At 62.9% G+C, this 24,697-nt stretch carries 30 protein-coding genes and 2 tRNA genes; 26 read left to right on the forward strand and 6 right to left on the reverse strand.

Annotated elements, in window-relative coordinates; genetic code table 11:
- Positions 1 to 59 precede the first annotated feature (59 nt).
- Positions 60 to 533 (reverse strand): hypothetical protein, encoded by a 474-nt coding sequence (locus ACZ2HM_RS04220; protein ID WP_470426318.1) that lies wholly within the window; start codon positions 531 to 533, stop codon positions 60 to 62.
- A 164-nt stretch (positions 534 to 697) separates the two neighbouring features.
- On the opposite strand from ACZ2HM_RS04220, the gene ACZ2HM_RS04225 reads away from it, so the two are divergent.
- From ACZ2HM_RS04225 to ACZ2HM_RS04235, 3 genes are all read left to right on the forward strand, one after another.
- Complete coding sequence (locus tag ACZ2HM_RS04225; RefSeq protein ID WP_470426319.1) at positions 698 to 1,852, forward strand: AI-2E family transporter; 1,155 nt, start codon at positions 698 to 700, stop codon at positions 1,850 to 1,852.
- Between the two features lie 42 nt (positions 1,853 to 1,894).
- Positions 1,895 to 1,971, forward strand: a tRNA-Asp gene (locus ACZ2HM_RS04230).
- 80 nt (positions 1,972 to 2,051) lie between these two features.
- Positions 2,052 to 2,128, forward strand: a tRNA-Asp gene (locus ACZ2HM_RS04235).
- A gap of 82 nt (positions 2,129 to 2,210) precedes the next feature.
- Here ACZ2HM_RS04235 and aqpZ read toward each other — a convergent pair.
- The 5 genes from aqpZ to ACZ2HM_RS04260 all read right to left on the reverse strand — a co-directional run bounded on the left by aqpZ (position 2,211) and on the right by ACZ2HM_RS04260 (position 4,951).
- Positions 2,211 to 2,942: an aquaporin Z gene (gene aqpZ / locus ACZ2HM_RS04240; RefSeq protein ID WP_037473916.1), complete on the reverse strand. Its 732-nt coding sequence runs from the start codon at positions 2,940 to 2,942 to the stop codon at positions 2,211 to 2,213.
- 262 nt (positions 2,943 to 3,204) lie between these two features.
- The gene (locus tag ACZ2HM_RS04245; RefSeq protein WP_037473918.1) at positions 3,205 to 3,447 is read right to left on the reverse strand and encodes a DUF2842 domain-containing protein; all 243 of its coding nucleotides are present in this window, start codon (positions 3,445 to 3,447) and stop codon (positions 3,205 to 3,207) included.
- The gene (locus ACZ2HM_RS04250; RefSeq protein ID WP_037473921.1) at positions 3,444 to 4,025 is read right to left on the reverse strand and encodes a 5-formyltetrahydrofolate cyclo-ligase; all 582 of its coding nucleotides are present in this window, start codon (positions 4,023 to 4,025) and stop codon (positions 3,444 to 3,446) included. The genes ACZ2HM_RS04245 and ACZ2HM_RS04250 overlap by 4 nt, the downstream gene beginning before the upstream one ends.
- 394 nt (positions 4,026 to 4,419) lie before the next feature.
- On the reverse strand, positions 4,420 to 4,755 hold the full coding sequence (locus tag ACZ2HM_RS04255) for a cell division protein ZapA (protein ID WP_313924113.1): 336 nt from the start codon (positions 4,753 to 4,755) through the stop codon (positions 4,420 to 4,422).
- Entirely contained in the window at positions 4,748 to 4,951 is a 204-nt protein-coding gene (locus tag ACZ2HM_RS04260; protein WP_237236431.1) for a hypothetical protein, read from the reverse strand. The genes ACZ2HM_RS04255 and ACZ2HM_RS04260 overlap by 8 nt, the downstream gene beginning before the upstream one ends.
- A gap of 180 nt (positions 4,952 to 5,131) precedes the next feature.
- Here ACZ2HM_RS04260 and tkt point away from each other — a divergent pair, with 180 nt between their 5' ends.
- The 23 genes from tkt to nuoI all read left to right on the forward strand — a co-directional run bounded on the left by tkt (position 5,132) and on the right by nuoI (position 24,682).
- The gene (gene tkt / locus ACZ2HM_RS04265; RefSeq protein WP_470426320.1) at positions 5,132 to 7,099 is read left to right on the forward strand and encodes a transketolase; all 1,968 of its coding nucleotides are present in this window, start codon (positions 5,132 to 5,134) and stop codon (positions 7,097 to 7,099) included.
- 33 nt (positions 7,100 to 7,132) lie between these two features.
- On the forward strand, positions 7,133 to 8,143 hold the full coding sequence (gene gap / locus ACZ2HM_RS04270; protein ID WP_037473927.1) for a type I glyceraldehyde-3-phosphate dehydrogenase: 1,011 nt from the start codon (positions 7,133 to 7,135) through the stop codon (positions 8,141 to 8,143).
- A 137-nt stretch (positions 8,144 to 8,280) separates the two neighbouring features.
- Complete coding sequence (locus ACZ2HM_RS04275; protein WP_470426321.1) at positions 8,281 to 9,483, forward strand: phosphoglycerate kinase; 1,203 nt, start codon at positions 8,281 to 8,283, stop codon at positions 9,481 to 9,483.
- 111 nt (positions 9,484 to 9,594) lie between these two features.
- Entirely contained in the window at positions 9,595 to 10,500 is a 906-nt protein-coding gene (locus ACZ2HM_RS04280; RefSeq protein ID WP_470426790.1) for a fructose bisphosphate aldolase, read from the forward strand.
- 77 nt (positions 10,501 to 10,577) lie between these two features.
- Positions 10,578 to 11,285 carry a thiamine phosphate synthase gene (gene thiE / locus ACZ2HM_RS04285; RefSeq protein ID WP_037473934.1) on the forward strand — a complete coding sequence of 236 codons (708 nt, stop codon included), beginning with the start codon at positions 10,578 to 10,580 and terminating at the stop codon, positions 11,283 to 11,285.
- A gap of 112 nt (positions 11,286 to 11,397) precedes the next feature.
- Entirely contained in the window at positions 11,398 to 12,480 is a 1,083-nt protein-coding gene (locus ACZ2HM_RS04290) for a L,D-transpeptidase family protein (RefSeq protein ID WP_037473936.1), read from the forward strand.
- 4 nt (positions 12,481 to 12,484) lie between these two features.
- The gene (locus tag ACZ2HM_RS04295; protein WP_037473938.1) at positions 12,485 to 13,063 is read left to right on the forward strand and encodes a M23 family metallopeptidase; all 579 of its coding nucleotides are present in this window, start codon (positions 12,485 to 12,487) and stop codon (positions 13,061 to 13,063) included.
- A gap of 108 nt (positions 13,064 to 13,171) precedes the next feature.
- A complete protein-coding gene (gene efp, locus ACZ2HM_RS04300) occupies positions 13,172 to 13,735 on the forward strand; it encodes an elongation factor P (RefSeq protein ID WP_037473941.1) in 564 nt (187 codons plus the stop codon).
- Positions 13,735 to 14,151, forward strand: coding sequence for a hypothetical protein (locus ACZ2HM_RS04305; protein ID WP_037473942.1), 417 nt, complete (start codon positions 13,735 to 13,737; stop codon positions 14,149 to 14,151). Before efp ends, ACZ2HM_RS04305 begins: the two co-directional genes overlap by 1 nt.
- Positions 14,152 to 14,153: 2 nt before the next feature.
- Positions 14,154 to 14,966, forward strand: coding sequence for an inositol monophosphatase family protein (locus ACZ2HM_RS04310; protein WP_037473944.1), 813 nt, complete (start codon positions 14,154 to 14,156; stop codon positions 14,964 to 14,966).
- A gap of 128 nt (positions 14,967 to 15,094) precedes the next feature.
- A complete protein-coding gene (gene ndhC, locus ACZ2HM_RS04315; RefSeq protein ID WP_037473947.1) occupies positions 15,095 to 15,469 on the forward strand; it encodes an NADH-quinone oxidoreductase subunit A in 375 nt (124 codons plus the stop codon).
- Complete coding sequence (locus ACZ2HM_RS04320) at positions 15,460 to 16,014, forward strand: NuoB/complex I 20 kDa subunit family protein (RefSeq protein WP_037473949.1); 555 nt, start codon at positions 15,460 to 15,462, stop codon at positions 16,012 to 16,014. The genes ndhC and ACZ2HM_RS04320 overlap by 10 nt, the downstream gene beginning before the upstream one ends.
- Before the next feature lie 112 nt (positions 16,015 to 16,126).
- A complete protein-coding gene (locus ACZ2HM_RS04325) occupies positions 16,127 to 16,963 on the forward strand; it encodes an NADH-quinone oxidoreductase subunit C (protein ID WP_470426322.1) in 837 nt (278 codons plus the stop codon).
- A gap of 111 nt (positions 16,964 to 17,074) precedes the next feature.
- Positions 17,075 to 18,310: an NADH-quinone oxidoreductase subunit D gene (locus tag ACZ2HM_RS04330; protein ID WP_037473953.1), complete on the forward strand. Its 1,236-nt coding sequence runs from the start codon at positions 17,075 to 17,077 to the stop codon at positions 18,308 to 18,310.
- Positions 18,307 to 18,507: a hypothetical protein gene (locus ACZ2HM_RS04335; RefSeq protein ID WP_162182205.1), complete on the forward strand. Its 201-nt coding sequence runs from the start codon at positions 18,307 to 18,309 to the stop codon at positions 18,505 to 18,507. Before ACZ2HM_RS04330 ends, ACZ2HM_RS04335 begins: the two co-directional genes overlap by 4 nt.
- Positions 18,500 to 19,168, forward strand: a complete 669-nt coding sequence (locus ACZ2HM_RS04340) for a complex I 24 kDa subunit family protein (protein ID WP_470426323.1) — start codon at positions 18,500 to 18,502, stop codon at positions 19,166 to 19,168. Before ACZ2HM_RS04335 ends, ACZ2HM_RS04340 begins: the two co-directional genes overlap by 8 nt.
- A 121-nt stretch (positions 19,169 to 19,289) precedes the next feature.
- Complete coding sequence (locus ACZ2HM_RS04345) at positions 19,290 to 19,439, forward strand: hypothetical protein (protein WP_171899191.1); 150 nt, start codon at positions 19,290 to 19,292, stop codon at positions 19,437 to 19,439.
- A complete protein-coding gene (gene nuoF, locus ACZ2HM_RS04350) occupies positions 19,439 to 20,785 on the forward strand; it encodes an NADH-quinone oxidoreductase subunit NuoF (RefSeq protein WP_470426324.1) in 1,347 nt (448 codons plus the stop codon). The genes ACZ2HM_RS04345 and nuoF overlap by 1 nt, the downstream gene beginning before the upstream one ends.
- Positions 20,782 to 21,012, forward strand: coding sequence for a hypothetical protein (locus ACZ2HM_RS04355; RefSeq protein ID WP_037473960.1), 231 nt, complete (start codon positions 20,782 to 20,784; stop codon positions 21,010 to 21,012). Before nuoF ends, ACZ2HM_RS04355 begins: the two co-directional genes overlap by 4 nt.
- Position 21,013: 1 nt before the next feature.
- On the forward strand, positions 21,014 to 23,020 hold the full coding sequence (gene nuoG / locus ACZ2HM_RS04360) for an NADH-quinone oxidoreductase subunit NuoG (protein ID WP_470426325.1): 2,007 nt from the start codon (positions 21,014 to 21,016) through the stop codon (positions 23,018 to 23,020).
- The gene (locus ACZ2HM_RS04365; protein WP_470426326.1) at positions 23,017 to 23,151 is read left to right on the forward strand and encodes a hypothetical protein; all 135 of its coding nucleotides are present in this window, start codon (positions 23,017 to 23,019) and stop codon (positions 23,149 to 23,151) included. Before nuoG ends, ACZ2HM_RS04365 begins: the two co-directional genes overlap by 4 nt.
- The gene (gene nuoH / locus ACZ2HM_RS04370; protein WP_069064731.1) at positions 23,151 to 24,200 is read left to right on the forward strand and encodes an NADH-quinone oxidoreductase subunit NuoH; all 1,050 of its coding nucleotides are present in this window, start codon (positions 23,151 to 23,153) and stop codon (positions 24,198 to 24,200) included. Before ACZ2HM_RS04365 ends, nuoH begins: the two co-directional genes overlap by 1 nt.
- Positions 24,197 to 24,682, forward strand: coding sequence for an NADH-quinone oxidoreductase subunit NuoI (nuoI, locus tag ACZ2HM_RS04375; protein ID WP_037473973.1), 486 nt, complete (start codon positions 24,197 to 24,199; stop codon positions 24,680 to 24,682). Before nuoH ends, nuoI begins: the two co-directional genes overlap by 4 nt.
- Positions 24,683 to 24,697 lie beyond the last annotated feature (15 nt).

The following is a 24,697-nucleotide window of genomic DNA, read 5'->3' on the forward strand; positions in this document are numbered from 1 at the left end:
ACGGCCCTAGACCGTGGCGTCGCCCTGCTCAAGCGCGCTTGTCGCTACCCTTGTTCCATTCACCGTATCGTCGCGCGGTAGCTGAGCCGTCCGGCCTGGCCCGGTGGGACACCGTCAGGCAGTGTCCAGCGGACATGGGTGATGTCGGCCGGGACGGCGCGGCGCACGCCGCCTAGCGGCGTCGGCAGCCAGAGTTGCGCCATGCGCCCCCATCGTACGCCGCCATCGACGGAGACTTGCAGGGCGGGGTCGGAGGGATCGAGTTCCACCCCCTTGGGCAGCGGGCGAACCAGCGCATAGTCGCGCAGCGGTTCGCCGCCCTGGTTGCGCCAATGGACCATGACGATCAGTTGGTCGCCCGGTGCGACGCGGTTCGCGCTGGCCAGCACGCGGCGGGTGCGGCCGTTGACGTCGGTGCTGACGCGCTCGACGAACATCTGCGTATCGACCCGCACGGCGGGTTGCGCCTGCGCCGCCTGCGCGCCGATGATGATCGCCAGCGCGCCCAGCGCTGATCCAGTGGCTGTCTTCATGCCGAACCCCGTTGTCGCATCCCCGATAGCGGACATAGACCCTGCGGCCCAATATTTGGTTAAGAGGCTGAATTTGCGGCGTGGGCGCGCGCATCGCTTTGCAAATTGACGGCCCGTGACGGGCAGCGCACATCTGGGCGAAACTATTGGCGAATCGGACAAAAGTGAGAGTCGGCGAACAACAGGAAATCAACCGCAGGCGCGATCGGCTGCTGGCGTCGATCGCGCTGACGGCGGGCATTGGCCTGATCATCGCGCTGCCTTTTGCGTTGCGGGCGGGGGCGGAGTTCTTCCTGCCGCTGACCGCCGCGCTGGTGATCGCGATCGCGCTGGTGCCGTTGCTGGAGTGGATGGAGCGACGCCGTTTGCCATCGGGGCTGGCGGCGCTGCTGGCGCTGATCGGCTTTCTGCTGGTCGCCAATACGGCGCTGGTGCTGATCATCGTGCCGGCGACCGACTGGTTCCGCATATTGCCCGAACGATTGCCGCAGATTCAGGCCAATCTCGCGCCGCTCATCGACTTCTACGCCAATTTGCAGCGGTTCGTGGATGAAACCGTGCGGATGCTGGCGACCGGGCCGGTGGCGGCGGCGCAGACGGCGGCGATCGACACGCCGCGCTCGTTGCTGCAATTTGCTGCCGCCTCCGCGCCGTCCGCCATCGTCCAGATGGTGTTCGCGCTGCTCATCATCTATTTCTTCCTTGCCGGATGGACGCGCCTGCGCCGTCGCACGATCAACAGCCGCGACAGTTTCGACGGCGCGCTGGCGGTCGCGCGGGTGATACAGAATGTGGTCGATGCGACGTCGGCCTATGTCATCACCATCGCGACGATCAACCTGGGGCTGGGGCTGGCGGTCGCCGTTTCGCTCTGGCTGATCGGGATGCCGTCGCCCTGGATGTGGGGTGGCATCGTCGCGTTGTTGAACTTCATTCCCTATTTCGGGCCGATGCTCGCGGCCGTGCTGCTGGGGCTGGGCGGCCTGATGGTGTTCGACGATATCTGGGTGGCGTTGCTGCCTGCGGCCTTGCAGGTCGGTTTCCACATGGTCGAGGCCAATGTGGTGACGCCGACCGTGCTGGGGCGGCGGTTGACGATGAATCCGCTGCTGATCCTGGTGTCGCTGGCCTTTTGGGGATGGGTGTGGGGGACGCCCGGCGCGTTACTGGGCGTGCCGCTGCTGATCATCATCCAGACCGTGGTGCAGGCAGCGGGAACGCCCGATATTGCCGGTTTCCTGTTCGAGCAGGGGACGCTGACGGTTGCGCCGCGCAAAGAAAATGACGAGAATGGCAAAACAGCCGAAACGGACGGTTGACAGTTTTGGCGCGCGCCCATAGACGGCGCTTCCACACCGAACGCGGGTGTAGCTCAGTTGGTTAGAGTGCCGGCCTGTCACGCCGGAGGTCGCGGGTTCGAGCCCCGTCACTCGCGCCACTTTCCTTGACCGGAAGGTGGAAAGGTTCCCGGATCAGCATCGTCTGGCGAACTTGGTGTGGAAATAGATGTCACCCTGCGCGGGTGTAGCTCAGTTGGTTAGAGTGCCGGCCTGTCACGCCGGAGGTCGCGGGTTCGAGCCCCGTCACTCGCGCCACTTACCTGCTGGATGCAGGAAGTGGCGCAGACCGCGCAGAGAATCGGGCCGACGCACAAGGCACCGACCCTTTTCTCTAAATCTACAGATTATCGCCCACAATGTCAGGGGCCAGCGGGGATTGAGCGAGCCAGCGATAGGTGACGCCTGCAACCAGCGCGCCGATCATCGGTGCCAGCCAGAACAGCCATAATTGCTGCACCGCCAGCCCGCCGACCAGTAGCGCCGGACCCGTGCTGCGCGCCGGATTGACCGATGTGTTGGTCACTGGAATGCTGATCAGGTGGATGAGGGTCAGCGCCAGCCCGATCGCGATCGGCGCAAATCCCGCAGGCGCACGGCTGTCGGTCGATCCCAGGATGACCATAAGGAAGCCGAAGGTCAGCAGGATTTCGATCAGCAACCCGGCCGACAGCGCATAACCACCGGGCGATTGGGCATCATAGCCATTCACCGCCAAGCCGGTGCCGGTCAGGGCATAACCCGGCTGGCCGCTCGCAATATAGAGCAGCACCGCCGCAGCGATCACCGCGCCGACCAGTTGCGCGACGATATAGGGCGCGATGTCGCGCACGGGAAGGCGCCCGCCCGCCCACAGCCCGACCGTCACTGCCGGATTGAGATGACAGCCCGAAATATGACCGACCGAATAGGCCATGGTCAGGACGGTCAGGCCAAAGGCCAGGCTAACGCCCAGCAGGCCGATCCCGACGTCGGGAAAGCCCGCAGCCAGCACGGCGCTGCCGCATCCGCCGAAGACGAGCCAGAATGTGCCGAATGTTTCGGCGAAGAGCCGTTTGCTCAAGGGAACCATCGCATCCTCCTGTCAGCATGTGCATCCGCCACCGGCCTGCAACCGCGCCTTGGCGGGGTGGCACCGCCCGGCAACGTCAGGAAAGGGTTCGACAGGGGCGTGGGCGTGCAACGCTCGGCGCGCGCTTGCAGGGCTGATGGCCGGCACATGGACATGGCTCGCCTCCCGTCGTCGGCAGCCGTTCGCAGCCCCGCTTTCAGGGCCGTCCGTTACGGTTACTCAACGGTTAGGGGATAACGGCAAATAAACGTCCTGTCACCGCTTATCCGCGACGCCAGCGGCCGGTTTCCATCCAGGCGAGCAGGCGCCGCAGTGGCAAGACCCAGATCCATATGATACCGAGCGCCAGATAGATGGGCACCTGCACCCACATCGGCAGCAGGCCGATCTGGCCCGACAGGCTGCCCACCATCACCGCCCACAGCGTGATCAGGCCGACGATCGCCAGCATCCCCACGGGCTTGCGCCAACTGGGCTGGTGATAATGGCGCGGGTCGATGCTCATGCGTCCGGTCCTTCGATCAGTTCCGCTTCGGTCAGGATGATGTCGAGCGGCAAGTCCCATGGGTCGGCGGGCACATCGTCCAGTTCCTGCGCCGACCAGGCAAGGCCGATGCGCAGCGCGTCGGGATAGCGGGCGAAGGCGCGATCATAATAGCCGCCGCCCTGGCCCAGCCGGTTGAGCGCGCGGTCGAACCCCACCAGCGGCGCGATGATCGCGTCGGGCGTCACTGGACCATCGCCCGGTTCTGGATGGCTGGTGCGGAAGGGGCCGGGGATGAGCGGGGCATCCGGCGTCCACGGCAGGAAATCCATCGATCCCAGCCGGTCCAGCACGCGCGGCAGCGCCACCCGCTTGCCCATGGCAATCACCGGGGCCGCAAGGCGCTGCGCCGGGGCTTCATCGTCCAGCCCCATATAGAGGGCGACGGTGCGGGCATCGGCCAGACGCCGGGCGAGCGGGGAAGGCAGCACCTTGAACGCCAGTCGATGGGCGAGCGGATCAAGCGTGGCGACGAAGGCGCGCCGCTGATCGCGGGCGAGGGCGCGCAGGTCGGCTTTGTCGGCGCTGTCGCTATTCACTCAAATGTCTGCCTGGTCATTGCGGTGTTCCCCTGCCTCAAACAATCCTCCCCCTGTGGGGGAGGTGGATGGCCGTAGGCCAGCCGGAGGGGTGTCACCCCCTCGATAGGGTGACACCCCTCCGTCAGGGCTTCGCCCTGCCACCTCCCCTTCCAGGGGAGGATGGGCGTGTATCGAATAGGTCAGGGGCATCATCACCAAATCATTAAGCGCATTTGGCAGGGGTGACGGGACCACCTTGGCCGTGTGCTGGAAGATCCTCTGACGCCTCAACGTCAGGTGGGGACCATGTAGATCGGGCCGGAACCCGCCCAGGGACAGCCCCCTAGGATGTGCTTATCGCCTCAGGGATGTTCGCTAAAGCTCGTACCAGGCAGTACCCGTCATCCCCAATCTAGGCGTCCGCGTGCGGCGCGGCAAGTCTCTCGCGCAGCTTTTCTATCCGGGCCGCCAGTGCCTCGACCGCGTGCGCCGCATCGTCATCCTGCGTTTCCAGCGCCAGTCTCTCCTGCCGCCCGGCGACCTCGCGACGCAGGTCGGTCACCTCGTCGGCCAGGAAGAGCGCGGCGAAGAGCAGGTTGCGCACTTCGGTCATGCCCGGCATGCCCTGCTGCGCGGCGCGGGCCTTGCCATCGATCATCGCCGCAAGCTGCGCCAGATGCGCTTCCTCGCCATCGCGGCAGCGTATGTCATAGTGCCGCCCGGCAATGTGCAGCGTGGTTTCAGCCATGGGCCTTGGCTTTCAGGTCATCGATCAACTGATCGAGCGAGCGCAGGGCTTCGCGGGCGGCGGGCAGGTCGATCTGGGGTGCGTCCGGCGGCGCAGGGGGCGGGATGGCCGCGACGAAATGGGTCACATCCTGTTCCAGCCGACCGATCGCCCGCTCCAGCGTGCCGATCGCCAGCATCATGCGCTCGCTTGCCATGGCCCAAGCATAGCCCGATTCGCGCGCCTACAAAAGCGGTCTTTGGGCCTAAGCGACGGGCATTGCGCCCCGCTATGGTTGACGCATGGGGCTTGACGCGACAAAGGAAGCGCGATCTCGACTCGTTCGCCCGCCCGCAAACGATCCGCCCTATTCGTTCAGGAAAGACGCCCGCCCATAATGACCGTCACTGATAAGTCGCTCGCCAACGCCATTCGCGCGCTTTCCATGGACGCGGTGCAGGCCGCCAATAGCGGTCATCCGGGGATGCCGATGGGGATGGCCGATGTCGCGACGGTGTTGTTCAGCGATTATCTGAAATTCGATCCGACCCAGCCCAAATGGGCCGACCGCGACCGGTTCGTCCTGTCGGCCGGCCATGGCTCGATGCTGATCTACAGCCTGCTGCACCTGACCGGCTATGCGCGGCCCACGATTGAGGACATCGCCAATTTCCGCCAGTTGCACAGCCCTTGCGCCGGGCATCCTGAGAATTTCGAGCTGGCGGGCGTGGAAGCGACCACTGGCCCGCTTGGTTCGGGCCTTGCCACCGCTGTCGGCATGGCGATTGCCGAGCGCCATCTGAATGCGCAGTTCGGCGACGACCTGGTCGATCACCGGACCTGGGTGATTGCGGGCGACGGTTGCCTGATGGAAGGCATCAACCATGAGGCAATCGGCCTTGCGGGCCACCTGAACCTCGGTCGCCTGATCGTGCTGTGGGACGACAACAAGATCACGATCGACGGCGCGGTCGACCTGTCGAGCAGCGAAGATGTGCGCGCGCGCTATGCCGCCACTGGCTGGCATGTCGTGTCGTGCGATGGCCATGACGTTGCCGATGTGCGCCGTGCGCTGGCCGAAGCGATCGCCGATCCGCGTCCCTCGCTCGTCGCCTGTGCGACCAAGATCGGCTATGGTTCGCCCAACAAGGCGGGCACATCGGGCGTGCATGGCTCCGCGCTGGGTACGGACGAAGTCGCGGCCGCGCGCGAATTTCTGGGCTGGACCGCCGAACCCTTCGTCATCCCCGAAGATATTGCCGCGGCCTGGAAGGCGATCGGTGCCAAGGGCGGCGACGCGCGCACCGCATGGGAAGCCCGGCTTGCAAGTGCCGAGAAGGGCGGCGAATTTTCCCGTCGCATGGGCGGCGACCTGCCTGCCGATTTCTCGCTTGAGGCCTATATCGACAGCCTGATCGCCGCGCCGCAGAAGGTCGCGACGCGCAAGGCCAGCGAGTTGGCGCTGGGCGCGATCAACGACCTGTTGCCCGAAACGCTGGGTGGTTCGGCGGATCTGACCGGCTCGAACAATACCAAGACCAAGTCGACCCGCCCGCTGACCAAGGATGATTATGCGGGTCGCTATGTCTATTATGGCATTCGCGAATTCGGCATGGCCTGCGCGATGAACGGCATGGCGCTGCATGGCGGCGTGATCCCCTATGGCGGCACCTTCCTGGTTTTCTCGGACTATATGCGCGGTGGCATCCGCCTCGCCGCGTTGCAGCAGCAGCGCGTCATTCATGTGCTGACCCATGACAGCATCGGCTTGGGCGAAGATGGCCCGACCCATCAGCCGATCGAGCATGTCATGTCGCTGCGCATGATCCCGAACCTGGACGTCTATCGTCCGGCCGACATCGTCGAGACGGCGGAATGCTGGGAACTGGCCTTGAAGGACGCGACCGGCCCATCGGTGCTGGCGCTGACCCGCCAGAACCTGCCGCAGTTGCGCACCGAAAAGACCGAAAATTTGTGTGCCAAGGGTGCCTATCGCCTGCGCGCCGCGACCGGCGACCGCCGGGTGGTGATCATGGCCACGGGTTCGGAAGTCGAGATCGCCGTCGACACCGCCAAGCTGCTGGAAGAACAGGGCATCGGCGCCGATGTCGTGTCGATGCCGAGCTGGGCGCATTTCGAGGCGCAGCCGCAATCCTACAAGGATGACGTGCTGCCCTATGATGTGCTGCGCGTGTCGATCGAGGCGGGGACGACCTTCGGCTGGGAACGGCATACCGGTATTGGTGGGCTGCGCTTTGGCATCGACAGCTTCGGCGCGTCCGCGCCGGCCGAAGCGCTGTACGACCATTTCGGCCTGACCGCCGTGAAGATCGCGCCGCAGATCGTGGCCGCGCTCGACAATTAATCGACAATCAACACCTTAAGGGAGGCTAGTGCAGTGGCAACGAAGGTAGCAATTAACGGTTTCGGACGTATCGGCCGCCTGGTGGCGCGCGCCATCCTCTCGCGCACCGACCATGACCTGGAACTGGTCAGCATCAACGATTTGGGCGATGCCAAGGCGAACGCGCTGCTGTTCAAGCGCGACTCAGTCCATGGCAATTGGAAGGGCGACGTCAGCGTCGATGGCGACTTCCTGGTCATCGACGGCAAGCGCATTGCCGTGACCGCCGAACGCGATCCTGCCAATCTGCCCCACGCGGCGCAGGGCGTCGAAATCGCGCTCGAATGCACCGGCATTTTCGCCGACAAGGGCAAGGCCAGCGCGCACCTGACTGCTGGTGCCAAGCGCGTCATCATCTCCGCGCCCGCGACCGGCGTCGACAAGACGATCGTGTTCGGCGTCAACCATGATGCGCTGACCGCCGACGACATCGTCATCTCGAACGCCAGCTGCACCACCAACTGTCTGGCCCCGCTCGCCAAGGTGCTGCACGATGCGATCGGCATCGAGCGCGGTTTCATGACGACGATCCACAGCTATACCAACGACCAGAACACGCTGGACCAGATCCACAAGGATATGCGCCGCGCCCGCGCCGCCGCCCTGTCGATGATCCCGACCACCACGGGCGCTGCCCGTGCCGTGGGTGAGGTTATGCCCGAACTCAAGGGCAAGCTGGACGGCTCGTCGGTTCGCGTGCCGACCCCGAATGTGTCGGTGGTTGATTTGAAGTTCGACGCCAAGCGCGCCACGAGCGTCGAGGAAGTCAACGCGCTGCTCAAGGCCGCTTCGGAAGCAGGGCCGCTCAAGGGCGTGTTGGGCTATTCCGACGAACCGCTGGTCTCGATCGACTATAATGGCGATCCGCGCAGCTCGACCGTCGACAGCCTGGAAACCGCCGTCATCGACGGCACGCTGGTCCGTGTGCTCAGCTGGTACGACAATGAATGGGGCTTCTCCAACCGCATGATCGACACCAGCGGCGTGGTGGCGAAGTTCCTGTAAGATACTGAGGGGGCAGGGTGACTTGCCCCCTTTTCGTCATCCCGGCGAACGCCGGGATCCCGCTTTTCTTCTCTTCGGCGATACAGGAAGAGTGATCCCAGCTTTCGCTGGGATGACGGATGCATCAGGAAGCCAACATGACCAAGCCGTTCAAGACACTCGACGATATGGGCGACATCAGCGGCAAGGCCGTGCTGGTGCGCGAAGACCTCAACGTGCCGATGCACGAAGGGTCGGTCAGCGACGACACGCGCCTGCGTTCGGCGATGCCGACCGTGCTGGAACTGGCCGATCGCGGCGCGAAGGTGCTGATCCTCGCCCATTTCGGTCGCCCCAAGGGCCAGAAGAACCCCGAATTTTCGCTGTCGAAGATCACCCGGCCCTTGAGCCAGGTTCTGGGCCGCGAAGTGCAGTTCATTCCCGATTGCGCTGGTCAGGCAGCGATCGATGGCATTGCGGTGATGCGCCCCGGCGACATTGCGATCCTGGAGAATACCCGTTTCCATGCGGGTGAAGAACAGAATGACCCCGCGCTGGCCGATGCGATGGCGGCGATCGCCGACATGTATGTCAACGACGCCTTTTCCGCCGCGCACCGCGCCCATGCCTCGACCGAGGGCATCGCCCACAAGCTGCCCGCCTTTGCCGGACGCGCGATGGAGCGCGAGCTGGATGCGTTACAGGCGGCGCTCGGCACGCCGGTCAAGCCGGTTGCAGCGGTCGTTGGCGGGGCCAAGGTCTCGACCAAGCTCGATGTGCTGAACCATCTCGTCACCAAGGTCGATCATCTGATCATCGGTGGCGGCATGGCCAATACCTTCCTGCACGCGCGCGGAGTCGATGTCGGCAAGTCGCTGTGCGAAAAGGATCTGGCCGACACGGCGGAGGCCATTTTCGACAAGGCGGAAGCGGCCGGTTGCACCATCCATCTGCCCTATGATGTGGTGGTGGCCAAGGAATTCGCCGCCAACCCGCCATCGGTGCGGACGTGCAACGTGCATGAAGTTGCGGCGGACGAGATGATCCTCGACGTCGGCCCGGCCGCTGTCGAGGCGCTCGCCGATGTGCTGAAAAATTGCCGGACATTGGTATGGAACGGCCCGCTCGGCGCGTTCGAGATCGCGCCGTTCGACACCGCCACGGTCGCGCTGGCACGGACGGCGGCGGCACTGACCAAGGAAGGCCAGTTGACGTCGGTCGCCGGTGGCGGCGATACCGTTGCCGCGCTCAACCATGCGGGCGCAGCGGCTGACTTCACGTTCGTTTCGACGGCGGGCGGCGCGTTCCTGGAATGGATGGAAGGCAAGGACTTGCCTGGCGTCAAGGCGCTGATGGCCTGACGACAGGCTGATAGCCAGCGCCCGCCCATGGAGAGGGGCGGGGCGCTGGCGCAGGATTGACCAGGTGCCGCCGAGGGGGCGGGGCCTCTATCATGAAGAAGGTATGTGCAGATGCTGGATCAGACCATGAAGCAGAAGATCGCCGACGGGGAGGGCTTCATCGCCGCGCTCGACCAGAGCGGTGGATCGACGCCCAAGGCGCTCAAGGGCTATGGCATCGAAGAGGGTGCCTGGGCCAATGACGAGGAAATGTTCGGCCTGATCCACGCGATGCGCAGCCGCATCATCGCCTCGCCCGTATTCACCGGCGACAAGGTGCTGGGCGCGATCCTGTTCGAGCGCACCATGGACGGGACCGTCGATGGCAAGCCGACCCCGCAGGCGTTGATCGACAAGGGCGTCGTGCCCTTCATCAAGATCGACAAGGGGCTGGAAGACGAAGCCAATGGCGTCCAGTTGATGAAGCCGAACCCCGATCTCGATGTGCTGCTGCACCGCGCCAAGGCGCTGGGCGTATTCGGCACCAAGGAGCGTTCGGTCGTCAACCTCGCCAACCGCGAAGGCATCGCCGCCGTCGTCAAGCAGCAGTTCGAAACCGGGCAGCAGGTGTTGGCCGCCGGGCTGATGCCGATCATCGAGCCCGAAGTGAGCATCAAGTCGCCCGAACGCGCCGAAGCCGACGCGATCCTGCTCGACGAACTGGTCAAGGCGCTCGACGCGCTGCCGGAAGACCAGCAGGTGATGCTGAAATTGTCGCTGCCGACCAAGGCTGGCCTGTTCGATCCGCTGGTCGATCATCCCCGCGTGCTGCGCGTCGTCGCGCTGTCGGGTGGCTTTGCCCGTCCCGAAGCCTGCGTCGAACTGGCCAAGAATCGTGGCATCATCGCCAGCTTCAGCCGCGCGCTGCTCAACGACCTGCGCCACCAGATGAGCGATGATGAGTTCAACGCGGCGCTCGGCGAAGCGATCGACGAAATCCACGGCGCATCGGTCGCCAAGACGCCGGTTACGGCCTGAACCGGATCGGCCGGGCGGGCTTTGCGCCTGCCCGGCACCCCTTCCCCGGATCGGCGGGATCGGTTAGGGCATCGGCCATGACCGATTTTACCGATGAAGAACTGGCGCTCGATCCGCATTTTGCCGATCAGTTCCAGACGGGCTTTCGCCCCGCTTGCCAACTTTACCTGATCTCGCCCCCCGCGATCGACGCGGATTTTGCGCCGCGCCTGGCGCAAGCGTTGGAAGGCGGCAAGGTTGCGGCATTTCAGTTGCGGCTCAAGGGGCTGGACGATCACGCCATCGCCGCGCTCGCGCCGCCGCTGCAGGCGATCTGCGCCGAGCATGAAGTTGCCTTCATCGTCAACGACAGCATTGGCCTCGCCAAGCGGTTAGGCGCGGATGGCGTGCATCTGGGGCAGGAGGATGGCGACCCGCGCGATGCACGCAAGCAGCTTGGTCCGAATGTCCAGATCGGTGTGACCTGTCATGACAGCCGTCACCTGGCGATGGAAGCGGGCGAGGCGGGGGCCGACTATGTCGCCTTTGGCGCATTTTTTCCGACCACGACTAAGGAAACGCAGCATCGTGCCGAACCCTCGATCCTGGGCTGGTGGACGACTTTGTTCGAACTGCCCTGCGTCGCTATCGGCGGCGTGACGGCGGAGAATGCCGGGCCGCTGGTGATGGCGGGCGCGGATTTCCTGGCGGTCAGCAGCGCGGTATGGGATCATCCCGAAGGCCCGAAGGCGGGCGTCGCCGCGTTCGCCGAGGTGCTGGCGAGCAAGCCCCCGCCGCCGCGTTGAGCCGCGTCGGTCCAAATCCACGCCCAACGCAGCTTTCCGCGCCATCATGCGTTTCTCGCCCATAGTCCGGGAGAGAATTGCCTTGAACCACCACCGCCTGTTGCCTCGCCATATGCTTTTGCTCTCCGCGCTGTTGTGCAGTGCGTGCAATGTGTCCGTCACCGACGCCAATGACAGCGCGCCAGCGGCCAACACTACCGCGCCGGTCAACGGCACGGCCGCAGCACCGGCTGCTGCTAACGAAGCCTATGATTTTCAGGTCGTAAGGGAGCAGAATGCCTGGCAGGCCGACCGCATATTCCAGGCGCAGGTTCAGCTCGACCGCTGGGGCTTCTCGCCCGGCGTACTGGATGGCAAGGATGGCATGTCGTTCAAGGCCGCCCTTCGTGGGTTTCAGGAAGCGAACAAACTGGCGGTGACGGGCGACTATGACCAGAAGACTGCGATCGCGCTGTTGGAAGGCGAAGCGCGGCCGACCACCTGGCTGGTGCGCATTCCTGCCGACTTTGCGCGTGGTCCTTTTTTCGACATGCCCAAGGGGATGAACGAAAAGGCGGGGCTTCCGGCGCTCACCTACCGTAATTTGCTCGAAAAGCTCGCCGAGCGTTTCCACACCACGCCGGAGTTCCTCGTGTCAATCAATGCGCCGGGCACGAAGGTCGGGGCCGGGACCACCATCCGCGTGCCCGCGATCGAGAATCAGCCGGTTGCGCAGATCGAGGGTGACGAACGCGGCTGGGGCGCGACGCTCGCCAGCCTTGGCGTCGCGAAGGACCAGCCGCAGGCCGACCATGTCGTCGTCGACAAGTCCGAAGGGCTGCTCAAAGTCTATGCCGCCGACAATCGCCTGATCGCGCAATTCCCCGCCACCATGGGGTCGCAATATGACCCGCTGCCGCTGGGCGAATGGACGATCAAGGGCGTCAGCCGCAACCCCGACTATCATTATAACCCTGCGCTCTTCTGGGACGCTGGGGCAAAGGATGAGAAGGCGGTGTTGAAACCCGGCCCCAACGGCCCGGTCGGCGTCGTGTGGATCGACCTGTCCAAGGATCATTATGGCATCCACGGCACGCCCGAACCCCAGACGATCGGCCGCAGCGAAAGCCATGGCTGTGTCCGGCTGACCAACTGGGATGCGGCGCGGCTGGCGCAGATGGTCAAGCCGGGGACCAAAGCGAAGTTCCAGGCGTAAGGCCATGCCGACGACCTTTCCATGGCGTCGGTGGCTTTGGGGCGCGGGGGCGGTCGTGCTGTGCGTCGCCTTCGCGCACTATTGCGTGCAGATCGTCCCAGCCGATGCGCCGCTGCCCGCTGATAAAGCTCCTGCTGCCAAGTCGGCATCGGGCGCGCTGCTGATCCCGGTCGAAGGCGTGCCCGCGTCGGCGTTGACCGACACCTTCACCCAGGCCCGCGCTTTGGGCGAAAGATCGCATGACGCTATCGACATTATGGCGGCGCGGGGCAGGGCGGTGCTGGCTGTTGCCGATGGCCGGATCGATAAAATCCATTGGAGCGAAGAGGGCGGGCGCACCGTCTATCAGCGCGCGCCCGATGGACGCACACTCTATTATTACGCGCATCTCGATCGCTACGCGCCGGGGCTGCGCGAAGGACAGATGGTGCGGCGTGGCCAGCGGATCGCGACCGTGGGCAGCACCGGCAATGCCGACCCAGGCGCGCCGCACCTGCATTTCGCCATCCACCGAGCCAGCCCGAACACGCCTTGGCACGGCGGCAACCCTATCAATCCCTATCCGTTGCTGGCCAAGCCCTGATCCGCTCTGATCGCCCTCTTGCCCTTCGCGCCGTCCCGCTGTAAACGGCCGCCCAGCCTCCCGCGAGGCCGGCTCTTTCACTCTTGGACATATAGGCAGGCTCTTCCCATGAAGATCAGCGGCGTGGACATTCGTCCCGGCAACAATATCGAATATGAGGGCGGCCTGTGGCGCGCTGTCAAGATTCAGCACACCCAGCCCGGCAAGGGCGGCGCCTATATGCAGGTGGAGTTGAAGAACCTCATCGACGGCCGCAAGAACAACGTCCGCTTCCGCTCCGCCGAAAGCGTCGAGCGTATCCGGCTCGATACCAAGGATTTCCAATATCTCTATGCCGAAGGCGACATGCTCGTCTTCATGGACAATGAGACCTATGAGCAGATCAACCTGCCCAAGGAACTACTCGGCGACGCCGCCGACTTCCTGCAGGATGGCATGGAAGTGACGCTGGAAATGTATGAGGAACGGCCGATTTCGGTGCAGTTGCCCGACACCATCGAAGCGACGGTTGTGGAAGCCGACGCCGTGGTCAAGGGCCAGACCGCCTCGGCCAGCTACAAGCCCGCGATCCTCGACAATGGCGTCCGCGTCATGGTCCCCCCGCATATCGTCAGCGGCACCCGCATCGTCGTCGATGTGTACGCCCGCGAATATGTAAAGCGCGCGGACTGATGACCGACAAGCGGTTCCAGGCTCAGATGAAGGAGGTTATCAATCGAAACCTCCTTGTTTCTGAGCTGATCCGCCTTGGATACAACGCTTATCTTCCAGTCTATGATCGTGGTGTCGATCTTATTGCGTATCGAAATGATGGCGCATCTATCGTTCCCATTCAGTTGAAGGGAAGATGGATGATCGACAAGAAATACATTGCCCAAAATGTATGGATGGCATTTCCGGAAGATGGTGACTGGTATCTAGCGCCGCATGATGACATGGTCCGCATCGGTGAGGAAATGGGCTATTGTGCCACACCCTCTTGGAATGATGGCGGTGCCTACAGTTGTCCGAGTTTTAGCAAAAAATTGAGTTTGGCGATGGCGTCATGGCGCTTGTGTTCGGCTCATTCAGTAGCAATCGAGAGTTAGTAATGGCATCCCATTCAGGCCTTCTCACCGTCATGGAACGCGCCGCGCGCAAGGCGGGCGGCAAGCTGCGTCGCGACTTCGGCGAGGTCGAGCATCTTCAGGTGTCCCGCAAGGGACCGGCCGACTTCGTGTCGAAGGCGGACGAGCAAGCGGAAAAAACGCTGGTCGAGGAATTGCAGCGCGCCCGGCCCGACTGGGGCTTCCTGCTCGAAGAAGGCGGCGTGATCGAGGGCGACCCGACCAAGCCGCGCTGGATCATCGACCCGCTCGATGGCACCACCAATTTCCTGCACGGCATCCCGCATTTCGCCATCTCGATCGCGGTCGAGGAGCCGCTTTATGGCGGCAAGCGCGAGATTACGACCGGTTTGATCTATCAGCCCTTCACCGACGAGAGCTATTGGGCAGAAAAGAATCGCGGCGCGTGGCGCCATGACCAGCGGCTACGCGTCTCGGCGCGTCGTGACTTGGCCGACTGCGTCATAGCCACCGGCATTCCCTTCATGGGCCATGGCGACATGGGGCAGTGGGTGCGTATCTTCGGCGCGGTCGCGCCGTCGATTGCGGGCATCCGCCGTTTCGGGGCCGCCTCGCTCGATCTCGCCCATGTGGCGTCGGGCCGCTATGACGGCTTCTGGGAAAGCGGCCTGCAACCCTGGGACGTGGCAGCCGGCATGCTGCTGGTGCGCGAAGCGGGCGGTTTCGTCAGCGATTTTCGCGGTGGCGAGCAGATGATCGAGCGCCGCGAAGTGATTGCGGGTAATGACGCCATCCACAGCAAATTGCACAAGCTGGTGGCAAACGCCCTGCGCTAAGGTGCAGCTAGGCCAAGGGCTTCAAGCACTTGGCCTTTTTGCGATTCATTCTCACAGCCTTGGCCCCTTGCTTCGCATATGCAGCAGGCCTAAAGCGCCCCGACAACCTTTTCGCCCAGGGGATACCATTGGTCGATCTTGCCCAATATCTGCCGATCCTGCTCTTTTTGGGGATCGCTTTGCTGCTGTCCGGCACGTTCGTTTTCCTGCCGATGCTGGTCGGTCGCCTGACCGGCGCGCATAAGCCGGACCCGGCCAAGCTCAGCGAATATGAATGCGGCTTTCCCGCTTTCGAAGAGCCGCGCAGCCAATATGACGTGCGCTTCTATCTGGTGGCGATCCTCTTTATCATCTTCGATCTTGAAGCGGCATTCCTGTTTCCTTGGGCGGTGAGCCTCGACCAGATCGGCTGGGCCGGATGGGCGACGATGATGATTTTCATAGCGGAACTGGTGCTCGGTCTCGTCTATGCGTGGAAGAAGGGAGCGCTCGATTGGGAGTAGAACTCTATAACCCGGCGCCCGGCACCTTGCCGCCCGTCGGGACTCAGCCCGATCAGGATTTCTTCAACTCGCTCAACAGCGAAGTGAATGACAAGGGCTTCCTCGTCACCTCGACGGAGGATCTGTTCACTTGGGCGCGTACCGGTTCGCTGTGGTGGATGACGTTCGGTCTCGCTTGCTGCGCGGTCGAGATGATCCACGTCAACATGCCGCGTTACGACATGGAGCGTTTCGGCGCTGCGCCGCGCGCCTCGCCGCGGCAGAGCGACGTGATGATCGTCGCGGGAACGCTGTGCAACAAGATGGCTCCTGCGTTGCGCAAAGTTTACGATCAGATGTCTGAACCGAAATATGTCATTTCCATGGGCAGCTGTGCCAATGGTGGGGGCTATTATCATTACAGCTATTCTGTAGTGCGCGGGTGCGACCGGATCGTGCCGGTCGACATCTATGTACCGGGTTGCCCGCCGACTGCCGAAGCGCTGCTCTATGGCGTGATGCAGTTGCAGCGGAAGATCCGCCGGATCGGGACGATTGAACGGTAATGACAGGCATGACGTCTCTTTTCCACCGTTCGTTTCGAGCGAAGTCGAGAAACCTGTTCCTGGCACAGTGCGAGCGTATCTCGACTGCGCTCGATACGAACGGAGGTCTGTAATGGGCCATTCCGCACCCCGGATCGCGACCATCGATGGGATCGCGCAGGAAATCGAGGCCCTGCTGGGTTCGATGCTGATCGAAACCGTCGATCATGCCGATGAACTGACCTTCACCGTGTTGCGCGACGCGCTGCCGCAGGCGCTGACGCTATTGCGGGATCAGGCGCAGTATCAGCAGCTGATGGAGATTGCGGGCGTTGATTATCCCGACCGTCCCGAACGGTTCGAGGTCGTCTATCACTTGCTATCCGTGACCCGGAACCATCGCGTACGCGTGAAGGTGTCGACGGACGAGGATATGCCGGTGCCGACCGTCACGCACCTCTGGCCGGTCGCCGGCTGGTTGGAGCGCGAAGTGTTCGACATGTATGGCGTCGTGTTCGACGGCAATACCGACCTGCGCCGCATTCTGACCGATTACGGGTTCAAGGGGCATCCGCAGCGCAAGGACTTCCCGCTGACCGGCTATGTCGAATTGCGCTATTCCGAGGAAGATAAGCGCGTCGTCTATGAGCCAGTGAAGCTGGCGCAGGATTTCCGCAGCTTCGACTTCATGTCGCCGTGGGAAGGCGCGGAATATATATTGCCCGGCGACGAAAAGGCGCCACAGGCCCCCGGCGCGCCGACGCCCGCACCCGCTGCCCCGCCGCCGCCTGCTGCGCCCAAGGGCGATCCGGCAGCGTCGACGCCCAAGACGACCGAAAAGGCATCCGACACCGGCGCTGGCGCAGCGGCGAACAAGGCGGCGGAAACCAAGTCCGCCGACGCGCCGACCAAGGCGGCTTCGGCCACCGATGAAGGCGAAGGCGTCGCCAAGCCGGAGGATAAGGCATGAGCGCCGCTACCACCGTCGTCATCCCAGCGAAGGCTGGGATCTCCCTTTTCTTGAGCGCTGCGCCAAAGGCCAGTGAGACCCCAGCGTTCGCTGGGGTGACGGGGATGTATCATGGCTGATTATCTCGACGAACTGGAGCATCGCACCGATGCGTCGGACCCGACTTACGGCGATACCGAAATCCAGAACTACACGATCAATTTCGGGCCGCAGCATCCCGCGGCGCACGGCGTTCTCCGCCTCGTCATGGAACTGGAAGGCGAGATCGTCGAACGCTGCGACCCCCATGTGGGCCTGCTGCATCGCGGCACCGAAAAGCTGATCGAATATAAGACCTATCTCCAGGCGCTGCCCTATTTCGACCGGCTCGATTATTGCTCGCCCCTCGGCATGGAGCATAGCTATGTGCTGGCGATCGAGAAGCTGCTGAACCTGGAAGTGCCTCTGCGCGCGCAATATCTGCGCGTGTTCTTCGCGGAGCTGACCCGCATATGCAATCATATGCTGAACCTCGGCTCGCACGTCATGGACGTCGGCGCGATGACGCCGAACCTGTGGATGTTCGAAATCCGCGAGGACTGCCTTAACTTCTTCGAGCGCGCGTCGGGTGCGCGGATGCACAGCGCCTATTTCCGTCCCGGCGGCGTGCATCAGGATGTGCCGCTCAAGCTGCTGACCGACATTGCCGACTGGCTCGACACCCGCCTGCCGCGCCTGTTCGAGGATGCGATCAGCCTTGTCGCCGACAACCGCATCTTCAAGCAGCGCAATGTCGACATCGCCGTGGTCAGCAAGGAAGACGCGCTGAAATGGGGCTTTTCTGGTCCCATGATCCGCGGCTCCGGCATCCCCTGGGACATCCGCAAGTCGCAGCCTTATGACGTCTATGATCGCGTCGATTTCGACGTGCCCGTCGGCACCAATTTCGACTGCTATGACCGGTTCATGGTCCGCGTCGAAGAGGTCCGCCAGTCCGCGCGCATCATGAAACAGTGCCTCAATGACATGCCCGAAGGCCCGATCGCCAGTTTCGACCGCAAGGTCTCGCCGCCCAAGCGTGGCGAGATGAAGCGGTCGATGGAAGCGCTGATCCATCACTTCAAGCTGTATACCGAGGGCTTCCACGTTCCGGCGGGCGAAGTCTATGTCGCGACCGAAAGCCCCAAGGGCGAATTCGGCGTCTATCTGGTCGCGGACGGCAGCAACAAACCCTATCGCTGCAAGATCCGCCCGACCGCTTTCTCGCACCTGCAGGCGATGGACTTCATGATGAAGGGCCACATGCTCGCCGACACCACCGCCGTGCTGGGCGCGATGGACATCGTGTTCGGGGAGTGTGACCGGTGACGCGAGTTTGGACTCCTTTGGAAGCCAATCGTGCAGTCTTGGTCGCAATATTGGTTGTTTTGATTGCAGCAACGAATTTGTCTAATGGCCTTACACAGATCCGTGTGATGGCTAGTGGACTTGCTTTCTTAGTTGCAGTCTTCCTGGCGATTAAGATCGTTGAGGCCAAGCGTAGCGGAATAGAGAAGAATGGCTGACGCACCCCATATCCCCGATGAAGCCGAAACCCGCGCGCGCTGGGGCAATTTCGCGTGGACGGCGGAAAATGCCGAACAGGTAAAGACCATCATCGCGCGCTATCCAGCCGGTCGCCAGCAATCGGCGGTCATGCCGCTGCTCGATCTCGCTCAGCGGCAGGTCGGCGCGGAGACGCAGGCACAAGGCTGGCTGCCCGTGCCGGTGATGGAATATATCGGCGATCAGCTCGATATGCCCTATATGCGCGTCTACGAAGTCGCGACCTTCTACACCATGTACAATCTCGCGCCCGTGGGCCGCTACCATGTGCAGGTGTGCGGCACGACGCCCTGCATGTTGCGCGGCTCCGACGATGTGTTTGCGGCCTGCAAGAATAAGGGTCTGGTCAAGGGCGCGACCACCCCGGACGGCTTGTTCACCCTGACCGAAGTCGAGTGCCTGGGCGCCTGCGCCAATGCGCCGATGGTTCAGATCAACGACGATAATTTCGAAGACCTGACCTATGACAGCATGAGCGCGGTGCTGGAAACGCTGGCCGCTGGCGGGCAACCAAAGATTGGGCCGCAGATCGAGCGCCAGACGAGTTGCCCGGAGGGTGGCCCGACGGCGTTGAAGGACATGGTCGCTGAAAATCATGATTATCGGGGGGAGTGGGCGTGATCCGTTTGGCTTTCCCCCAATGTCCGTTCGCTTCGAGCGTAGTCGAGAAGCGGCTAGCGCTGCGCGGGCGTGTCTCGACTTCGCTCGACACGAACGGATGTGGTGTATCGGGGGCCGCCGCATGAGCGCTCTCGTCGCCATCATTCTGGGCCTCATCGTCTTCGTGATCGCGCTCAAGATCATCGGCGCGGTGTTGGGGCTGGTCATCGGGCTGGGCCTCGCCGTTGTCGCATATTTCGTGGCTGAAAAACTGATCGGAAAGGGCCGCTGATGGCCGACGACACCGCAATTGCTGCGCCGCCTCCTCCGCCGCCGTTCGTCGGCCCGCTGGAGGACAAGGACCGCATCTTCACCAACGTCCATGGTTTCCAGGATTGGGCCATCGACGCGGCGATGAAACGCGGCGATTGGGACAATACCAAGGATCTGCTGAGCCTGGGCCAAGACGCGATCATCGACATCATCAAGGCGTCGAACCTGCGCGGCCGTGGCGGCGCGGGCTTCCCGACCGGCATGAAGTGGAGCTTCATGCCCAAGGAAAGCAAGGATGGTCGTCCAAGCTTCCTGGTCATCAACGCCGACGAATCCGAGCCGGGTAGCTGCAAGGACCGCGAAATCGTCCGCCACGATCCGCACAAGCTGATCGAAGGCGCGCTGATCGCCGGTTTCGCGATGCGCGCGCGCGCCGCCTATATCTATATCCGTGGCGAGTTCATCTACGAAGCCAAGGTGTTGTTCGCCGCGGTCGAGCAGGCCTATGCCAAGGGCTTCATCGGCAAGAATGCCTGCGGCTCCGGCTATGATTTCGACGTCTTCGTCCATCGCGGCGCGGGCGCCTATATTTGCGGCGAGGAAACCGCGCAGATCGAAAGCCTGGAGGGCAAGAAGGGTCAACCCCGTCTCAAGCCGCCTTTCCCGGCGGGTGCGGGCCTCTATGGCTGCCCCACCACGGTCAACAATGTCGAAAGCATCGCGGTAACGCCGACGATCCTGCGGCGCGGCGCGGCCTGGTTCAACCGCTTCGGGCGCGAAGGCAATCGCGGCACCAAGCTGTTCCAGATCAGCGGCCATGTGAACAAGCCCTGCGTGGTCGAGGAATCGATGTCGATCCCGTTCCGCGAACTGATCGACCGCCATTGCGGTGGCATCCGTGGCGGTTGGGACAATCTGCTGGCGGTCATCCCCGGCGGCTCTTCGGTCCCCCTGGTCCCCGCGCGCGAAATCATGGACGCGCCGATGGACTTCGACGGGTTGAAGGCGCTCGGCTCCGGCCTCGGCACTGCCGCCGTCATCGTCATGGACAAGTCCACCGACATCGTCCGCGCCATTTCGCGGCTGTCCTATTTCTACAAGCATGAGTCCTGCGGCCAATGCACCCCCTGCCGCGAAGGCACGGGCTGGATGTGGCGCGTGATGGAACGGCTGCGCACGGGCGAGGCGGAACTGTCCGAAATCGACATGCTGCATCAAGTCACCAAGCAGGTCGAAGGCCACACCATCTGCGCGCTGGGGGACGCGGCGGCCTGGCCGATCCAGGGGTTGATCAAGCATTTCCGGCCGGAGATCGAACGCCGGATCAATGAGCGCGGCATGCCTGTGATGGAGGCGGCGGAGTGAGCGATGACCGCACAGACCTGATGCTGGAAATCCTGAAATCCATTCAGGGTGACATTTCCGCGATCAAGCGTGAACAGGCGTCGCAGGGCATTCGCCTCCATGCGATGGAGGATCACCAACGCGGTATCATGACGTCAATTTACGGTATGCAATCCGATATTGCGGATCTGAAAATTCGGGTCGATCTGATCGAGAAGCGCCTTGGCCTTCAGGATACGGAACACTGATATGCCTAAAGTCAAAGTAGACGGCGTAGAACTGGAAGTCCCGGCGGGCGCGACTGTCCTCCAGGCGTGCGAACTGGCGGGGAAGGAAATTCCGCGTTTCTGCTATCATGAGCGGCTGTCCATTGCGGGCAATTGCCGCATGTGCCTCGTTGAAGTGAAGCCTGGTCCGCCCAAGCCGCAGGCGTCGTGCGCGCTGCCCGCTGCCGAGGGGCAGGACATCCGCACCGACAGCGAAATGGTCAAGAAGGCGCGCGAAGGGGTGATGGAGTTTCTCCTCATCAACCATCCGCTCGATTGCCCGATCTGCGATCAGGGCGGCGAATGCGATTTGCAGGACCAATCGGTTGCTTATGGTCGCGGCGCGTCGCGCTATGACGAAAATAAGCGCGCGGTGACCGAGAAGAATATGGGGCCGATCGTCAAGACGGTCATGACTCGCTGCATCCAATGCACGCGCTGCGTGCGCTTTGCTGAGGAAGTGGCGGGTGTGCCGGAAATCGGCGCCATCTATCGCGGCGAAAATATGCAGATCACCACCTATCTGGAACATGCCGCCAAGAGCGAGCTGTCCGGCAATGTGGTCGATCTCTGCCCGGTCGGTGCGCTGACCAGCAAGCCCTATGCGTTCGAAGCGCGGCCATGGGAGTTGAAGAAGACCCACGCCATCGACGTGATGGATGCGGTCGGCACCAACATCCGCCTCGACAGCCGAGGCCGTCAGGTTCTGCGTGCGGTGCCGCGCATCAATGATGACGTGAACGAGGAATGGGCGTCGGACAAGACCCGGCACAATGTCGATGGTTTGGTCCGCAAGCGGCTCGACAAGCCCTATGTCCGCAAGGACGGCAAGCTGGTGCCCGCGACCTGGAACGAAGCGTTCGCCGCGATCGCAGCGGTTCAGCATGGTGGCAGCGCTGCGGCGATCGCGGGCGATTTGCTCGATTGCGAAACCATGTTCGCGGGTAAGGCACTGGTCGAAAAGCTCGGCGGCACGATGCTCGAAGGGCGTCAGACGGGCCTGGCCTATGACGTGTCGAGCCTGTCGTCGGTGGTGTTCAATACGCCGCTCGCTGATCTGGAAGATGCGGACGTCATCCTGCTGGTGGGCACCAATTTGCGCTGGGAAGCGCCGCTGGTGAACACGCGTATCCGCAAGGCGATCAAGAAGGGTGCGAAGGTCTTTGCCGTCGGCCCTGAATTTGATCTGACCTATAAGGTGCAGTGGCTGGGCAATGATGCGTCGCTGCTCGGCAAGCTGCCGGAAGCAGTGGTCGAGGCATTCGGCAAGGCTGCGCGGCCCGCGATGATCGTCGGCGGTGGCGTGCTGGCCAAGGACGGCGCGCATGGCGACACGCTGGCGTTGGTCGAGACGCTGGGCCTCATCAAGGACGGCTGGAACGGCTATAATGTCCTGCATTTCGCGGCGGCGCGTATGGGCGGGCTGATGCTCGGCTTCGCAACCGCTGGCGGGATCAAGGCGATCGCGGCGGCCAAGCCGAAGCTGCTCTTCGCGCTGGGCGCCGACGAAGTCGATTATGCGGCGTTCGGTGATAGCTTCAAAGTCTATGTCGGCCATCATGGCGACAAGGGCGCGCATGCCGCGGACGTGATCCTGCCGGGGGCGAGCTATGCCGAAAAGGCAGGCACTTATGTCAATCTGGAAGGTCGCGTGCAGCGGGGCGAAAAGGCCGTGTTCGCGCCGGGCGACGCCCGCGAGGATTGGTCTATCCTGCGCGCCTTGTCCGACGTGATGGGCGTCAAGCTACCCTTCGACAGCTTCGATGCGTTGCGGGCGGAAATGGCCAAGGCCGTGCCGGCGCTGGGTGTCGAGGGTCTTGCCGATTATGGCTGGTCCATGCCATCGCTGCCGACTGGCGCGACCGGCGAATTCGGATCGCCGATCAAGGATTTCTACCTCACCAACGCCATCTGCCGCGCCAGCCCGACGATGCAGCAATGCTCGGCCGAACTGGTCCATGGCGTCGAATTTGCGGAGGCGGCGGAATGAGGATCGCAATTACCACTCCGTTCGCCCTGAGCCTGTCGAAGGGCTCCACCGAGCGTAGCGAGGTGCCTTCACGTCGTTCAGGCGAGGGCTTCGACAAGCTCAGCCCGAACGGTTTTGAGGTTCAGGAATAATGACCGCTTTCTTCCAAAATCTGGGTATGCCGTTCGAGGGTGCCTGGCTGCTGTCGACCATCATTGGCATCCTCGTCATCGCCCTGCCGCTGATGCTGGCGGTCGCGATGATCATCTATGCCGATCGCAAGATCTGGGCGGCGATGGCGCTGCGCCGTGGTCCCAACGTCGTCGGCCCGTTCGGCCTGCTGCAATCCTTTGCGGATGGCCTCAAGGTCTTCCTGCAGGAAACCATCATCCCGTCGGCGTCGAACAAAGCCTTGTTCCTGATCGCGCCGATCATCACCTTCACCGTCGCGCTGATGGCCTGGGCGGTGGTGCCGTTCGATGTCGGCGTCGTGCTCGCGGACATCAATGTCGGCCTGCTCTACATTTTGGCGATCAGTTCGCTCGGCGTGTACGGGATCATCCTGGCGGGTTGGGCCTCCAACTCCAAATATCCCTTCTATTCCGCGATCCGCGCCAGCGCGCAGATGATCAGCTATGAAGTCTCGATCGGCTTCATCATCATCACCGTGGTCTTGTGGGCGGGCAGCTTCAATCTGAGCGCCATCGTCGAGAGCCAGAAGGGCTATTATGGCTTCATCAACGGCAATGGCTTCAACCCGCTGCTCTTCCCGATGGCGGTCATGTTCCTGATCTCCGCGCTGGCCGAAACCGCGCGCGCACCCTTCGATCTGACCGAAGCGGAAAGCGAGCTGGTCGCGGGCTATCAGACCGAATATTCGTCCATGTCGTTCGCGCTCTACTGGCTTGGCGAATATGCCAACGTCATCCTGATGTGCGCGCTCAACGCCATTCTCTTCTGGGGTGGCTATCTGCCCCCGTTCGACTGGGCGCCGCTTTATTATGTGCCCGGCATCATCTGGCTGTTCGCCAAGATCCTGTTCTTCTTCTTCGTCTTCTCCTGGGTGAAGGCGACGGTGCCCCGCTACCGTTATGACCAGCTGATGCGGCTGGGTTGGAAAATCTTCCTGCCCACCTCGCTCTTCTTCGTCTTCCTGGTGTCGGGCTTCCTCATGCTGACGCGCTATGGAGGCGCACAATGAGCCTCGGATATTACGTCAAGAGCTTCACCCTCTGGGAGTTTGTGAAGGCGCATGCCCTGACCTTGAAATATTTTTTCAAGCCCAAGGCGACGATCAACTACCCCTATGAGAAGAACCCGATTTCGCCGCGGTTCCGGGGCGAGCATGCGCTTCGTCGCTACCCCAATGGGGAAGAGCGGTGCATCGCGTGCAAGCTGTGCGAAGCTGTGTGCCCGGCGCAGGCGATCACCATCGAAGCGCAGCCGCGCGAGGATGGCAGCCGCCGCACCACGCGCTACGACATCGACATGACCAAGTGCATCTATTGCGGCTTCTGCCAGGAAGCCTGCCCGGTGGACGCGGTCGTCGAAGGCCCGAATTTTGAATTCGCGACGGAAACCCGCGAGGAGCTGATCTACGATAAGGCCAAGCTTCTTGAAAATGGTGACAAGTGGGAACGGGCGATCGCCGCGAACCTTGCCGCCGACGCACCCTATCGTTAAGCCGCGCGGCCTAAG

The sequence above is a fragment of the Sphingobium sp. KKT206 genome (assembly GCF_055640555.1).